This is a genomic window from Rhodanobacter denitrificans (genome assembly GCF_003335105.1).
GTDB lineage: Bacteria > Pseudomonadota > Gammaproteobacteria > Xanthomonadales > Rhodanobacteraceae > Rhodanobacter > Rhodanobacter denitrificans_A.
The window spans coordinates 272206-286353 of sequence record NZ_QFWQ01000002.1 but is presented as its reverse complement, the minus strand read 5'-3'; the positions used below and the strand labels follow the sequence as shown (position 1 = coordinate 286353).

The 14148-nt window shown below is 68.0% G+C and carries 12 protein-coding genes; 7 read left to right on the top strand and 5 right to left on the bottom strand.

Annotated features, from left to right (window positions below; translation table 11 throughout):
- The first annotated feature begins 238 nt into the window (after positions 1-238).
- From cysD to DEO45_RS02100, 6 genes are all read left to right on the top strand, one after another.
- On the top strand, positions 239-1156 hold the full coding sequence (cysD, locus tag DEO45_RS02125) for a sulfate adenylyltransferase subunit CysD (protein ID WP_114340676.1): 918 nt from the start codon (positions 239-241) through the stop codon (positions 1154-1156).
- A complete protein-coding gene (gene cysC / locus DEO45_RS02120) occupies positions 1156-3048 on the top strand; it encodes an adenylyl-sulfate kinase (RefSeq protein ID WP_114340675.1) in 1893 nt (630 codons plus the stop codon). The genes cysD and cysC overlap by 1 nt, the downstream gene beginning before the upstream one ends.
- An 88-nt stretch (positions 3049-3136) precedes the next feature.
- Positions 3137-4237, top strand: coding sequence for a glycine cleavage system aminomethyltransferase GcvT (gene gcvT / locus DEO45_RS02115; RefSeq protein WP_114340674.1), 1101 nt, complete (start codon positions 3137-3139; stop codon positions 4235-4237).
- Between the two features lie 89 nt (positions 4238-4326).
- A complete protein-coding gene (gcvH, locus tag DEO45_RS02110) occupies positions 4327-4722 on the top strand; it encodes a glycine cleavage system protein GcvH (protein WP_114340673.1) in 396 nt (131 codons plus the stop codon).
- Positions 4723-5386: 664 nt separating this feature from the next.
- Positions 5387-5911, top strand: a complete 525-nt coding sequence (gene metJ, locus DEO45_RS16825) for a met regulon transcriptional regulator MetJ (RefSeq protein WP_114340672.1) — start codon at positions 5387-5389, stop codon at positions 5909-5911.
- 392 nt (positions 5912-6303) lie between these two features.
- Entirely contained in the window at positions 6304-7335 is a 1032-nt protein-coding gene (locus tag DEO45_RS02100) for an energy transducer TonB (RefSeq protein WP_114340671.1), read from the top strand.
- An 82-nt stretch (positions 7336-7417) separates the two neighbouring features.
- Here DEO45_RS02100 and DEO45_RS02095 read toward each other — a convergent pair whose 3' ends face one another.
- Together DEO45_RS02095 and DEO45_RS02090 are read right to left on the bottom strand one after the other, a co-directional pair.
- Positions 7418-8713, bottom strand: a complete 1296-nt coding sequence (locus tag DEO45_RS02095; RefSeq protein WP_114340670.1) for a serine hydrolase domain-containing protein — start codon at positions 8711-8713, stop codon at positions 7418-7420.
- A 125-nt stretch (positions 8714-8838) separates the two neighbouring features.
- Positions 8839-10428, bottom strand: coding sequence for a GMC family oxidoreductase (locus tag DEO45_RS02090; protein ID WP_114340723.1), 1590 nt, complete (start codon positions 10426-10428; stop codon positions 8839-8841).
- 118 nt (positions 10429-10546) lie between these two features.
- Between DEO45_RS02090 and DEO45_RS02085 the strand changes: the two genes are divergently transcribed.
- Entirely contained in the window at positions 10547-11788 is a 1242-nt protein-coding gene (locus tag DEO45_RS02085; protein WP_114340722.1) for an NTP/NDP exchange transporter, read from the top strand.
- 51 nt (positions 11789-11839) lie between these two features.
- Here DEO45_RS02085 and DEO45_RS02080 read toward each other — a convergent pair whose 3' ends face one another.
- The 3 genes from DEO45_RS02080 to mtgA form a co-directional block, all read right to left on the bottom strand.
- Positions 11840-12268, bottom strand: a complete 429-nt coding sequence (locus DEO45_RS02080; protein ID WP_114340669.1) for a CBS domain-containing protein — start codon at positions 12266-12268, stop codon at positions 11840-11842.
- Positions 12269-12363: 95 nt separating this feature from the next.
- On the bottom strand, positions 12364-13302 hold the full coding sequence (locus DEO45_RS02075; protein WP_114340668.1) for a glycosyltransferase family 2 protein: 939 nt from the start codon (positions 13300-13302) through the stop codon (positions 12364-12366).
- 62 nt (positions 13303-13364) lie between these two features.
- Positions 13365-14105, bottom strand: coding sequence for a monofunctional biosynthetic peptidoglycan transglycosylase (gene mtgA / locus DEO45_RS02070; protein WP_114340721.1), 741 nt, complete (start codon positions 14103-14105; stop codon positions 13365-13367).
- Between the last annotated feature and the right edge of the window lie 43 nt (positions 14106-14148).

Below are 14148 nucleotides of genomic sequence, written 5' to 3'. Positions count from 1 at the left end.
CCCCTGCACGCAGGGGAGGGTTGGGGTGGGGTGCTTTTTGCTCGTGCGCTCATCCCGAGAAGCACCCCCTCCCGGCCTCCCCCTGCACGCAGGGGGAGGGGAAATTCACCCACATATGCCCTGCGCGCACCACGCGGCGCGCCGAGGTTATTTCGGAACCCCGCCGGCGATCGCGTAACATGGCCGGATGACCGGCGCGCGATGGCGCGTCCGCGCAAGACCAGCTTGGGTTCCACGCATGAGCACAGACAACGCGCCAACGCATTCGCACCTGGACGATCTGGAGGCGGAAAGCATCCACATCTTCCGCGAGGTGGCGGCCAGCTTCCGCCACCCGGTGATGCTCTATTCGATCGGCAAGGATTCCTCGGTGCTGCTGCACCTGCTGCGCAAGGCCTTCTACCCGGCGAAGCCGCCGATGCCGCTGCTGCACGTGGACACCACCTGGAAATTCCGCGAGATGATCGCGTTCCGCGACCAGGTGGCCGCGGTCGGCGACGTGCAGGTGCTGGTGCACATCAACGAGGACGGCGTGCGCCAGGGCATCTCGCCGCTCACCCACGGCGCCACCGTGCACACCGACGTGATGAAGACCCAGGCGCTGAAGCAGGCGCTGGACCGGTACGGCTTCGACGCGGCGATCGGCGGCGCCCGCCGCGACGAAGAGAAGTCGCGCGCGAAGGAGCGCGTGTTCTCGTTCCGCAACGGGCAGCACCGCTGGGACCCGAAACGCCAGCGCCCGGAGTTCTGGCATACCTACAACACGCAGATCCGCAAGGGCGAGAGCGTGCGGGTGTTCCCGCTGTCCAACTGGACCGAGATGGACGTGTGGCTGTACATCCGCCGCGAGGGCATCCCGGTAGTACCGCTGTACTTCGCCAGACCGCGCCCGGTGGTGGCGCGCGACGGCGCCCTGATCATGGTCGACGACGAACGCCTCGCGCTGCGCGAGGGCGAGGCGGTGGAAATGCGCGAAGTGCGCTTCCGCACGCTGGGCTGCTACCCGCTCACCGGCGCGGTGGAGTCGTCCGCCGACACGCTGGACAAGATCATCGCCGAGATGGCCGACTCGCGCAGCTCCGAGCGGCAGGGCCGCGTGATCGACCACGACCCCGACGCCTCGATGGAACGCAAGAAGCAGGAGGGCTACTTCTGATGGCCGCATCGACTGTTTCCGCCATCACGGCTGCCGACGCCGACAAGAGCCTGCTGCGCTTCATCACCTGCGGCAGCGTGGACGACGGCAAGAGCACCCTGCTAGGCCGCCTGCTGTATGACGCCGGCACGGTGCCGGACGATCAGCTCGCCGCGCTGGCGCGCGACAGCCGCCGGCTGCATGCCGACGCAGGCGACACGCTGGACTTCGCCCTGCTCACCGACGGGCTGGACGCGGAGCGCGAGCAGGGCATCACCATCGACGTCGCCTACCGCTACTTCCACACCGCGCGGCGCAGCTTCATCGTGGCCGATTGCCCCGGCCACGAGCAGTACACGCGCAACATGGCCACCGGCGCCTCCAACGCCGAGCTGGCGGTGGTGCTGGTGGACGCGCGCAAGGGGCTGCTGCCGCAGACCCGCCGGCACACTTATATATGCAGCCTGCTCGGCATCCGCCAGGTGGTGCTGGCGGTGAACAAGATGGACCTGGTCGATGGCGACGAGGCCGTCTACCGCGAAATCAGCGAAGCCTACCGGGCACTGGCGCAGGGGCTGGGCATCGCCCGCGTGGAATGCCTGCCGGTGATCGCGCCGGGCGGCGACAACGTCGGCACGCGTTCCGCGCACATGCCCTGGTACCAGGGCCCCAGCCTGCTGGAGTTGCTGGAATCGGCCGATGCGGCGCCGGCCCGGGCGGCGGATTTCCGCATGCCGGTGCAGTGGGTGAACCGGCCCGACCAGTCGTTCCGCGGCTACGCCGGCACGATCTGCGGCGGCCGCGTGGCGAAGGGCGACGAGGTGGTGGTGCAGCCTGGCCTGCAGCGGGCGCGCATCGAGCGCATCGTCACCGCCGACGGCGAACTGGACAGCGCTGGCGACGGCCAGGCGGTGACGCTGTGCCTGGACCGCGAGCTGGACGCCAGCCGCGGCGACGTGATCGCCGACGCGCTGCGCCCCGCGCCGGTGGCCGACCAGTTCACCTGCCACCTGCTGTGGCTGGGCGACAGCGCGCTGCTGCCCAATCGCGCCTACTGGCTGAAGCTCGGCACGCGCACGGTCAACGCGCGGGTGATGGCGATCAAGCACAAGGTGGACGTGAACAGCCAGGCACGGCTGGCCGCGCGCCATCTGGAACTCAACGAGGTGGGCTACTGCACGCTCGGCCTGGACGAGGAGGTCGCGTTCGAGGCCTACGCGGACAACCGCACGCTGGGCGGCTTCATCCTGATCGACCGCCAGAACAACGCCACGGTGGCCTGCGGCATGCTCGACTTCGCGCTGGGCCGCTCGGCCAACGTGCACTGGCAGCATGTCGACATCGACAAGTCCGTGCGCGCCGCCAGCAAGGGGCAGCAGCCGCTGTGCCTGTGGTTCACCGGCCTGTCCGGCGCCGGCAAGTCCACCGTCGCCAACCTGGTCGAGCGCCGCCTGCACGCGCTGGGCTGCCACACCTATCTGCTCGACGGCGACAACGTGCGCCACGGCATCAACCGCGACCTGGGCTTCACCCCGGAGGATCGCGTGGAGAACATCCGCCGCATCGCCGAGGTGGCGCACCTGATGGTGGACGCCGGGCTGATCGTGCTGGTCAGCGTGATCTCGCCGTACCGCAGCGAGCGGCAGTCGGCACGCGAGCTGTTCGCCGCTTCGGAGTTCATGGAGGTGTTCGTCGATACGCCGCTGGAGGAATGCGAGCGGCGCGATCCCAAGGGGCTTTACCGCAAGGCCCGTGCCGGCGCGATCCGCAACTTCACCGGCATCGACGCGCCGTACGAGCGCCCCGAGGCGCCGGACATCCACCTGGCAGGGGCGGGGCGGCGGCCGGAGGAACTGGCCGAACAGGTGGTGGCGCGGATCGTGGCCACGCTGGACGGCGGCGCGGACGACTGACGCGCCGCGGCCAACGGCCGCGCACCGCTTGGATTGCCCGGGGCCGGCGGCGATAATGCGGGACTTCCCCCGCCAGGCGACCTCCGCGATGACCGAGAAAACCGTACTCAACGCCACCCACCGCGCGCTCGGGGCGCGCATGGTCGATTTCGGCGGCTGGGACATGCCGATCAACTACGGCTCGCAGATCGAGGAACACCACGCGGTGCGCCGCGACGCCGGCATGTTCGACGTCTCGCACATGACCGTGATCGACCTGCATGGTGCGCGCACGAAGGACTTCCTGCGCCATCTGCTGGCCAACAGCGTGGACAAGCTCAAGGCGCATGGCAAGGCGCTGTACTCGTGCATGCTGAACGAGCAGGGCGGGGTGATCGACGATCTGATCGTGTACTTCCTCGGCGACGAGTTCTACCGGCTGGTGGTGAATGCCGGCACCCGCGCCAAGGACCTGGCCTGGATCGAGCAGCAGGCGAAGGCGTTCGACGTGCAGGTGAAGGAACGCCCCGAGTTCGCGATGATCGCGGTGCAGGGCCCGCACGCGCGCGCGAAGGTGCTTGGCGTGCTGCACGAGGTGGATCGCCCGCGCATCGAGAAGCTGGGCAAGTTCGCCGCCGCGGCCGCGCAGGGCCCGCATGGCATGCCGCTGTTCGTGGCGCGTACCGGCTACACCGGCGAGGACGGTTTCGAGATCATCGTGCCGGCCGAGCATGCGGTGGCGCTGTGGGAGGCGCTGGCCGCCGCCGGCGTGAAGCCGGCCGGCCTCGGTGCGCGCGACACGCTGCGCCTGGAAGCCGGCATGAACCTCTACGGCCAGGACATGGACGAGGCCGTGTCGCCGTGGGAGGCCAACCTCGGCTGGACCATCGCACTGGACGAGGGCCGCGATTTCATCGGCCGCAATGTGCTGGAGGCGCAGAAGGCCACCGGCGTGAAGCGCGTGATGGTCGGCCTGGTGCTGGACGAGAAGGGCGTGCTGCGCCACGGCCAGAAGGTGCTCACCGCCAACGGCGAGGGCGAAATCCTCTCGGGCAGCTTCGCGCCGACTCTCGACAAGGCGGTGGCGTTCGCGCGCATCCCGGTGGGCGACCCGGGCGCGACCCGGGTGGACATCCGTGGCCGCGAGGTGCCGGTGCGCCTGGTGAAGTACCCGTTCGTGCGCGACGGCAAGCCCTGCGAAGGGATCTGAGCAGCTCCGCGCAACACGTTTTTCCGACGGCGGATGTGGCTAGAATCTCCGCCTGTACCCCGACCCAACCCAACGACTGGACCCCGATCATGAGCGAGATTCCCGGCGATCTGAAATTCCTCAAATCCCACGAGTGGGCCCGCGCCGAAGACGACGGCCTGGTCCGGGTGGGCATCTCCGACCACGCACAGGACCAGCTGGGCGACCTGGTCTACGTGGAGCTGCCGGAAATCGGCTCCGCGGTGAAGGCCGGCACCGGCGCGGCGGTGGTCGAGTCGGTGAAGGCCGCCTCGGACATCTATTCGCCGGTGTCCGGCGAAGTGGTCGCGGTCAACGAACTGCTCAACGACAAGCCCGAGACGATCAACGAGGACGCCTTCGGCGAAGGCTGGATCTTCCTCGTGCGTCCGAGCGATCGCGCCGAGCTCGGCGAGCTGCTCGATGCGAACGAGTACGAGGAACTGGTCGAGAACGAAGACCACTGAGCCTCCGCCTTCCCGCGTGATCCCGCCGGCCGCCATGTGCGGCCGGCGTCGTTTTTGACCGTGGCATCGCCGCGTTCCCGCCGGATGCCGACGGTGCGAAAAGAATCCCCACTCGTGCGTGGCGGATGCCATCGCCTTGATGCCGGGGTGGTGCATGCGGACCTTCGTCGACGCACATATCGTCGTCGCGTCGTGGCGAATCGGAACGGACGAATGGTGTCGGACAGGTGCCGTCACCCGTCGCCTGCGACATCGCCAAGCGGGGATTCCACCCCCGGGCAGCGGATTTTTTTCACCCGCCGGGATACCGTTCTGGCCGCCTCCAGTCGCGTTTCGTTCATCTGCGAAATGCGGCCGGACGGCCCGTATCGCGGCTCGTTTTGCGAACGTGTCTTGCAGCACAATTTTCGACATGAAACATGGCGAATGCCTGAAAAGCATTGCCCTGCAAGGGTTTCAAGGGCATGCCTTGTTTTGATGCACATTATGTTTGGCCGTATGGACGTCCAAACATAATATCTATGCATTACCCCGAAAGCCTTGTCGGACCGGGTTTTCGACCCACCCGGGGCAGGTCGGAGCGGATTGATTTCATGGTTGAAATCAATTGACAGCCGAAATCTTCGGGGATAGCTTTCGCAACAGATCACGGGGAATGTGTTTTATGGCGACAACGAAATTCATCAAGCCGTATGTCGAGCACGGTGAAAAAGCCAACGCAGTACGCAAGATCACCGTCTCGATTCCGTTGCATGTGCTGCGGCGACTTTCTGATTTGCGCACCCACCGCCAAGTGAACAATCTTCGGCACGCTACCAACAGCGACTTGTTGGTCGAAGCGTTCCTGCACGCTTTTACTGGGCAACCACTGCCAACTGATGAGGAGCTAAGACGAACCATGGCCACTGCCAAGAAATCCGCTGCAAAGAAACCGGCCGCCAAGAAGGCCGCCGCCAAGAAACCCGCCGTGAAGAAGGCCGCCGCGAAGAAGCCGGTTGCCAAGAAGCCGGCCGCCAAGAAGGCTGCGAAGAAGGTCGCCAAGAAGCCGGCCGCCAAGAAGGCTGCTGCCAAGAAGCCGGCGGCCGCCAAGAAGGCTGCCGTGAAGAAGGTTGCGAAGAAGGCCACTGCGAAGAAGGCTGCACCGGCCAAGGTGGTGAAGGCCACCCGGACCGCGAAAGCGAAGAAGTAAGCCACACGCTTCACCCTACAACCAGAAAAGTTATCGACTTCTCTCCCCGCGGTGCCCAGCGCGGGGAGAGCACTTCGAGAAGCCTTCGTCCCGGCCTGGCCGGGACGCTTCGTTTCAGGGGCACGGAAGTCGCGTCGACGCCCGCCATGCACTTTCCTCGACGCGGTGCCGGGCCTTTCCGTGATTGATTCCGTCACCATCCGCCGCCGCCAGGCGTCGCGGTCGCGTAGAGCAAATCGCCGCGCGGTGCCGTGAACTCCCGCGCTATTTGCCGTGCCGGGATATTGGAGTTACCTTTCCCCCATCCGCGCCGCGGCGAATCAGGGGATTCGCCGCTCCTGGATCGACAGGGGGAAAAAGCGCGGGTATCTGTCGACACTCAGCGAGAGACCATGGATACCCGATACACACTCGACGTGCGCCGGCATGCGCGCGGGGCCGCCAAGCCCATGCTCATTGCCATCATCTCCATTTTTGCCCTGCTCGCCGTGGGCGCCTGGTTCCTGATCATCAAGCCGCACCAGGAGCTGATCATGGCCGATTCGGGCGGTCATCCGTCGACGCCGGTGTCCACCACGACGCGGGTGGCGGCGGCTCCCCCGGCCAACGTGGCGGTGATGGACATCGACCAGTTGCTGGCCGAGGCACGCACCGCCATGAACGAGCAGCGCTACCTGGCGCCGGCCGGCAACAACGCGTTCGAGTACTACCTGCGCGTGCTGCAGAAGGAGCCTGGCAACAAGGTGGCCTCCGACGCGCTGCGCGAGACCTTCCCGTTCGCGGCAACCTCGGCCGAGCAGTCGATCAACTCACGCGACTTCAATGAAGCGCAGCGCCAGATCGACCTGCTGGCCAAGGCTGACGCGGCCAACTTCACCCTGACCATCCTGCGTTCCAAGCTGGATGCCCAGCGCAAGACGGTGGACAAGCAGCAGCAGCTGGCGCAGGAACAGCAGAAGGCGGCGGCCCAGGTGGCCGCGCAGAAGGCGGCGGCCGACAAGCAGGCGGAGCAACTGGCCGAGCAGCAGAAGACCCAGGTGGCGGCGCAGAAGGCAGAGGCGTCGCGTGCCGCGCAGCCCTCGCGCCAGGCGGCGGCCAGCCAGTCGGCGCCGGCGGACGGCAGCGTGGCGAGCAGCGAAGGCGGCGACACCGCGCAGACCAGCGCGGCCGTGCTGGTGAAGGGGGCCAGTGCGCGCTACCCCACCTCGGCCATGCGCGCTCGCCAGGAAGGCTGGGTGGTGGTGTCGTTCACGGTGGAAGCCGACGGCAAGACCAGCGACGTCAAGGTGGTCGAATCGCAGCCGCGCCACGTTTTCGATCGCGCCGCGATGGACGCAGTGGAGCGCTATCAGTTCACTCCGGCCATGCGCAGCGGCGTGGCCGTCTCCAGCACCAAGCAGCAGCGGATCGAGTTCAAGCTCTGATCGCGCCGCGGCTGTCATGACGAGGGCGGCGGGTGCCTGGCACGCGCCGCCCTCGTCTTGTCCGGCACCGGCCGACCGGGGGTCAGCGACGGCGTGATGCGCGATGCGGGCGCCGCGACGCGGGCCTCGGCCTGGCCTGCGCCGGTTTGGCGTTGCTTTCGACGCCGGCCCAGTCCACGTGCGGCAAGCCCAGCAACGCATCGAACACCATCGGCATCAGCCCGCTGGGCATCGGCCCGGTGGAGTTCCACAGGGTGACCACGCCGGTGCGGTACTTCGGGAAGAATCCGATCATGGTGCGATAGCCGGCCACGGCGCCGGCATGGTAGATCAGGGTTTCGCCGCCGTACTTGTAGACCCGCCAGCCGAGCGCGTAGTGCGCGGCGGTCAGGCGTGCGCTGCGCCAGGGCGTGGCGCGCAGCTCGCTGGGAGTGGCGACGCCGGGGGTGTGCAGCACGTCGAGCAGGGAGCTGGGCAACACATCCTGGCGGCCGCCCATCTGTGCGATCAGCCACTTTTCCATGTCGCGCAGACTGGCATTGACGCCGGCCGCCGGGGCGACCCGGTAATAGGTTTCGCTCGGCTCGAACGGCACCCAGCCGCCGCTGGTGGGGCGGTGCGGGCGTGCCCAGCTCTTGCTGGCCTCCAGCGCGGCGCGGCCGTAGCTGGCAGTGGTCATGCCCAGCGGGTAGAAGATGCGCTTGTCGACCTGGCGGTAGAAGAAGTCGCCGGTGCGCGCCAGCACCACGTCGCCGATCATGCTGAAGGCGACGTTCTGGTAGCCGTAGCACTGGCCCACGCCGCAGACCATGCTGACCTCGTCCAGCTTGCGCACCAGTTCCTCGTAGGGCGCGTCGCCCTCGAGCATGTTGTCGTAGGTGTTGCGCGGCAGGCCCAGGCGCTGGCCGAGGATATCGGCGACGGTGGCGTGCGACGCCGCCTGCATGTCCTTCAGCTTGAAGTACGGCAGCACGTCGATCAGCCGGGTATCCCATCCGAGCTTGCCGTCGTCGACCAGCAGCCCGGTGACGGCGGTGGCGAACGCCTTAGACAGCGAGGCGAGCCGGAACACGGTCTCCGGGGTGATCGGCTGCCTGGTGACCGTATTGGCGTAACCGACGGTGTGTTCGTAGACGACCTTGTCGTCGACCACCACGGCCGTGGCCAGTCCGGCAACGGCGTGGCGCTCGGCGAGGCGATCCAGCCAGTGCTGGTAGTCGGCAAGGGTCTGCTTGACGCGCGCTGGCGGCAGCTCCTGCGTTGCATGGTCGGAGGCCGGCGAAACGCTCGGCGTGGTGAGCGGGGTGGTGGCGAAAACCGGCGTGCAGGCCAGCCCCAGCGCACCCGCGATCAGCAGGAAGGTCGTTCGAAACTGCATGGTGTCTGATGTGATTCCGGCGTGGGGGTCGCCTCAGGGCGGGAACTCGGCGATGGGCCCGATCGTTCCCTCGATCGTGATCCTGCCGATTGTCTTGCACTTCGTGGCGATCTACAACGGATGGGTCAGCCCGTGCCGAGGATCAGCGCGCCGGCCCGTTCGGCGACCATGATCGTGGGCGCGTTGGTATTGCCGCTGGGCAGCGCTGGCATCACCGAGGCATCGACCACGCGCAGGCGTTCCACGCCACGCACGCGCAGCTCGCTGTCGACCACCGCGCGATCGTCCCTGCCCATCCGGCAGGTGCCGGCCGGGTGGTAGATGGTTTCCGCCTTGCGCCGGATGAAGTCGGCGTACTCGGCGTCGGTGCTGATCCGGCGCTCGGGGAACACCGGGGCGCCGCGGTGCGGCGCGAACGCAGCCTGGTCGAGGATCACGCGCGACAGCCGCGCCGCCTCGATCATCACCTTCAGATCGTGGCCTTCGGGGTCGCCCAGGTAGTTGGCGTGGATCGCGATCGGCTGTGCCGGATCGGCCGAGTGCAGGCGCAACCGGCCGCGGCTGCGCGGGTGCAGGTAGCAGGCGTGCAGGGTATAGCCGTAGCCGGGCAGGCGGTGGCGGCCGTGGTCGTCGAGCAGTGCGGGCACGAAGTGGAACTGCAGGTCGCAGCGCGCGTCGGCGGCGTGGCGGCTGCGCACGAAACCGCCGGCCTCGGCCACGTTGGAGCTGCCCGGCCCGTCGCGGTGGCGCAGCCAGCGCCAGCCGGCGGACAGCTCGTTGAGATGGTCGTAGCTGAGCTTGCCGGGATTGCCGTCCAGCGTGCAGATGTCCAGGTGGTCCTGAAGGTTGGCGCCCACCTCAGGCAGGTCGGCGAGCACCGCGATGCCGTGTTCGCGCAGGTGGTCGGCCGGGCCGAGCCCGGACAGCATCAGCAGCTGCGGCGAATTGATCGCGCCGCCGGCGAGGATCACCTCGGCCGCCTCGATCCGCTCGGCGCCGTGCCGGCCGTGGCGCAGCTGCACGCCGACGGCGCGGCCCTGCTCGACCAGCACGCGCCCGACCACGGCATGCGTGCGCACGTGCAGGTTCGCGCGCTGGCGCACCGGCTTCAGGAATGCCGTGGCCGACGAACAGCGCGCGCCGTGGCGCTGGGTCACCTGGTACAGCCCGAAGCCGGCCTGCCGTTCGCCGTTGAAGTCGTCGTTGCGCGCGAAGCCGGCGCTCGCCGCCGCGTCGATCAGCGCGTCCGACAGCACGTTGTGATGACGCAGGTCGGCAACGCCGAGCGGGCCGTCGACGCCGTGCAGCGCGCTGGCGCCGCGGCTGTTGTCCTCGCTGCGCAGGAACCACGGCAGCACCTCGCGCCACGACCAGCGCGGGTCGCCGCTGGCCTCGGCCCAGTGGTCGTAGTCGGCCGCCACGCCGCGGATGTAGCACATCGCGTTGATCGAACTGGAGCCGCCGAGCGTCTTGCCGCGCGGCCACCACAGGCGGCGCTGGCCGAGCATCGGTTCCGGCTCGGTGCGGTAGTTCCAGTTGAGCGTGCGGTTGTTGGCCAGCCGGGCGATGCCGGCGGGCATGTGGATCAACGGGTTCCAGTCCGCGGGACCGGCTTCCAGCAACAGCACGCGCTTGCCCGGGTCGGCGCTGAGCCGGTTGGCCAGCACGCAGCCGGCCGAGCCGGCGCCGACGATGACGTAGTCGTAGTGGTCCACGGCATTCCCCATGCGTGACGGGATCGGCGGGTATCGCGTGCTAGGCTTGCCGCGCCCCACGCCGGAAGTCCCCGTGAGTTTGCACCGCCAGGTCGTTGTGGAACAAGCCGCTGCGCCGATGCTGTCCGCACTGGCGTTTTTTTTCGTGATGACCTCGTACTACATCATCCGGCCAGTCATGGGCCAGCTGAGCGGTGCGGTCGGCTCGCAGTCATTGCCGCTGTTCTACGGCGCGGTGTTTGTGGTGATGCTGCTGCTGACGCCGGTGTTCGGCATGCTGGTGGCGCGCTTCCCGCGCAGGCAACTGCTGGGCTGGAGCTACAGCTTCTTCATTTTGTGCCTGCTCGCGTTCGTGCCTGCGTTCATGGCGCAGGATCGCATCGGCGCGCGCGAGCTGGGCGTGCTGTTCTTCGTCTGGGCCAGCGTGTTCAACCTGTTCGTGGTGTCGCTGTTCTGGAGCTTCATGGCGGACATCTTCTCCAGCGGTCAGGCACGGCGGGTGTTTTCGCTGATCGCATTGGGCGGCATGGCTGGCGCGATCTTCGGCCCGCTGGTGACCAGGCTGCTGGTGCAGCTGATCGGGGTGGCGCCGTTGTTGGTGGTTTCTGCGTGCGCGCTGACGCTCTCGCTGGCGTTGCTGCTGCGGCTTTCCGCGCAACGCGATCAGCAGCCGGGCAGCGCTGGCGAAGCGGCGATCGGCGGCTCGCTGTGGGCCGGGCTCAAGGAGCTGTGGTCGCGTCCGTTCCTGCGCTACATGGCCTTGCTGATGTTGTTCGGCGATGGCATCGGCACGCTGGCCTATGCGCTGGTGGCGGACTATGCCAAGGCGCATTTCACCAGCACGGTCGCGCGCACGTTGTTCTACAACGATCTGGATCTGGCTACCAATCTGCTCGGCGCGGTGTTGCAGCTGAGCCTGACGCCGTGGCTTTTGGTTCGTCGTGGTGCCGGCTGGGGACTGGTGCTGCCAGCGTTGGTGAATGTTGTCCTGCTGATCGGGGTCGCGCTGATCGGTGGCGGCAGCTTTGCGTTCTTCGGCTACAGCGTGCCGCTGCTGGCGGTGATGCAGGTGATCACGCGTGGCTTCGCCTATGGCATGACCAAACCGGCGGTGGACGCACTGTACACGCGGGTGCCGCGCGAGACGCGCTACAAGGGCAAGAATTTCGTCGAGACCGCGGTATGGCGGTTCGGCGACTTTGTGGTGACCAGTGCGGTCAACGGCCTGCGCATGCTGGGCTGGGGCATCGGCGGGCTGGCCCTGCTCGGCGCCGGTGTCGCCACCCTGGCCACCGTGGTGGCCCGTCGCGCCGGCTGGTCGCCCGACCTGGCACCGGAGAAGCCGGCTAACCTCCCATGACGGGGCACCGCCAGCCGGCGGTGCAAGGTCTCGTCTTTGCCGAGCCCCGCCTCAGCTGGTGATGTAGCGCTGCAGGTGCTCGATCTGTTCGGCTTGCGCGTCGATCACCGCCTTGACCAGGTCGCCGATCGAGATCACTCCCACGACCTTGCCGCCCTGCACCACCGGCAGGTGGCGGATGCGGCTGTCGGTGCACAGGCGCATGCAGTCGAACACGTCGGTGTCCGGCCCGACGGTCAGCGGCGTGCCGCTCATGATGTCGGACACGGCGGTCTGCGACGAGGAGCGTCCCTGCAGGATCACCTTGCGTGCGTAGTCGCGTTCGGAGATGACGCCGACCAGCTGCTCGCCCTGCATTACCAGCAAGGCGCCGATCCGATGCTCGGCCATGTGCTTGATCGCTTCGAGCACCGGTGCATTCGGAGCGATGCTGTAGATCGCGTTGCCTTTGCCTTGCAGCAGATGCTTGACCTGGCTCATGCTGGACTCTCCCATCGGCCCGGGCGGGCCGCCCGCAGCGAGTCTAGCGCCGCGGCCGGGCTGGCGTGTAGCGAAGTCGTGAAGCCCTGCCGGGTTCAGCGCGGCGCGCGCGGGGTGCGCCGTTCCTCGATGAAATACAGCGGCCGCTGCTTGCTTTCGGCGTAGTTGCGGCCGAGGTATTCGCCGATCACGCCGAGCGCCAGCAACTGCACGCCGCCGAGGAACAGGACCACCAGGATCAGGGTGGGGTAGCCGCGCACCGGATCGCCGTAGAGCAGGGCCTTGACCAGCACGAAGGCGCCGTAGGCGAAGGACACCCCGGCCGCCGCCAGCCCGACCCAGGTGGCCAGCCGCAGCGGCGCGGTGGAGAACGAGGTGATCCCCTCGATCGCCAGCTGGCCCAGTCGCCAGTAGTTCCACTTGGTCGTGCCGGCCTGGCGCGGCTCGCGCTGGTAGTGCACTGCGGTCTGCCGGTAGCCGATCCAGCTGAACAGGCCTTTCATGAAGCGCTGCCGTTCGCGCAACTGCCGCAGCGCGTCCAGCGCGCGGCGCGAGAGCAGGCGGAAGTCGCCGGTGTCGCGCGGGATCATGGTGTCGGACAGGCGCTCCATGCTGCGGTAGAACGCCGCCGCGGTGAGGCGCTTGAAGCCGCTCTCGCCCTCGCGCGCACTGCGCGTGGCGTAGACCACGTCGTAGCCGGCCTGCCATTGCTCGACCAGGGCGGGGATCAGTTCGGGCGGGTCCTGCAGGTCGGCATCGATCACCACCGCGGCATCGGCGAGCACGGCGTCGAGTCCGGCGGTCAGCGCCGCCTCCTTGCCGAAATTGCGTGACAGCTTCAGCGCGCCGGTGCGTGGATCGGCGGCGACCAGCGACTCGATGATCGACCAGGTGTCGTCGTGGCTGCCGTCGTCGACGTAGAGCACGTCACACGCCAGCGGCAGGCCGTCCAGCACCTTGCGCAGGCGCTCGTGGAACGACCGCAGCACGGCCGATTCGTTGTAGGCGGGAACGACTACGGTGAGCTGCGGCATGGGTGGAACCTGCGGAAGTCGGCGCCATGCTAACCAACTGGTTGCCGCGAGGCGAGCCGCGCTCAATGCGGCGGACGTGGCGGCGCGCGGCCCTCGACATAGCCGGGGCCGCCGAGCCGGACCATCTGCTGCTGGATCCAGCCGGTGCGGCGCTGCACGTAGGCGCTGGGGCGGTCGGCGTGCAGCCGGCGCGGGCTCGGCAGCACCGCGGCGAGGCGGGCGGCCTGGGCCGGGCCGAGCTGGGCCGGTGATACGTGGAAGTACGCCTCGCTGGCCGCGCCCACGCCGTAGATGCCGTCGCCCAGCTCGGCAATGTTCATGTACACCTCGAGGATGCGCTGCTTCGGCCAGCTCAGTTCGATCAGCACGGTGAAGTACGCCTCCAGCCCCTTGCGCACGAAGCTGCGGCCGTTCCACAGGAACAGGTTCTTGGCGGTCTGCTGGCTGATCGTGCTGGCGCCGCGCAGGCGCCTGCCGTCGTCGGCCGCGTCGAGCGCGTCCTGGATGGAATCGAGGTCGAAGCCGTGGTGGTAGGGAAATTTCTGGTCCTCGCCGGCCACCATCGCCAGCGGCACCCAGCTCGACACCTGCTGCCACGGCACCCAGTGCTGGCGCAGGCGGAAATCCTGCTCGCCGTGCAGCCACGCGCCGAGCTGGCGCTCCAGCATCACCGCCGATGTCCACGGCGGCACGAAGCGCAGCACCAGCACCACCAGCCAGCTCAGCGCCAGCCATGCCAGCACGAGGATCGCCAGCGCGCGCAGCAGGCGGGTCAGCACCGGACGGCGAAACAGAAAGGGCATGGCGGTACGCATGGGAGGATGCGGCAGTATAAGGGGCGTTGTT

Bases quoted from the DNA above. Each gene is read 5' to 3' on its own strand.
- cysD (WP_114340676.1), top strand. From the start codon at position 239: ATGAGCACAGACAACGCGCCAACGCATTCGCACCTGGACGATCTGGAG.
- cysC (WP_114340675.1), top strand. From the start codon at position 1,156: ATGGCCGCATCGACTGTTTCCGCCATCACGGCTGCCGACGCCGACAAG.
- gcvT (WP_114340674.1), top strand. From the start codon at position 3,137: ATGACCGAGAAAACCGTACTCAACGCCACCCACCGCGCGCTCGGGGCG.
- gcvH (WP_114340673.1), top strand. From the start codon at position 4,327: ATGAGCGAGATTCCCGGCGATCTGAAATTCCTCAAATCCCACGAGTGG.
- metJ (WP_114340672.1), top strand. From the start codon at position 5,387: ATGGCGACAACGAAATTCATCAAGCCGTATGTCGAGCACGGTGAAAAA.
- DEO45_RS02100 (WP_114340671.1), top strand. From the start codon at position 6,304: ATGGATACCCGATACACACTCGACGTGCGCCGGCATGCGCGCGGGGCC.
- DEO45_RS02095 (WP_114340670.1), bottom strand. From the start codon at position 8,713: ATGCAGTTTCGAACGACCTTCCTGCTGATCGCGGGTGCGCTGGGGCTG.
- DEO45_RS02085 (WP_114340722.1), top strand. From the start codon at position 10,547: ATGCTGTCCGCACTGGCGTTTTTTTTCGTGATGACCTCGTACTACATC.
- DEO45_RS02080 (WP_114340669.1), bottom strand. From the start codon at position 12,268: ATGAGCCAGGTCAAGCATCTGCTGCAAGGCAAAGGCAACGCGATCTAC.
- DEO45_RS02075 (WP_114340668.1), bottom strand. From the start codon at position 13,302: ATGCCGCAGCTCACCGTAGTCGTTCCCGCCTACAACGAATCGGCCGTG.
- mtgA (WP_114340721.1), bottom strand. From the start codon at position 14,105: ATGCCCTTTCTGTTTCGCCGTCCGGTGCTGACCCGCCTGCTGCGCGCG.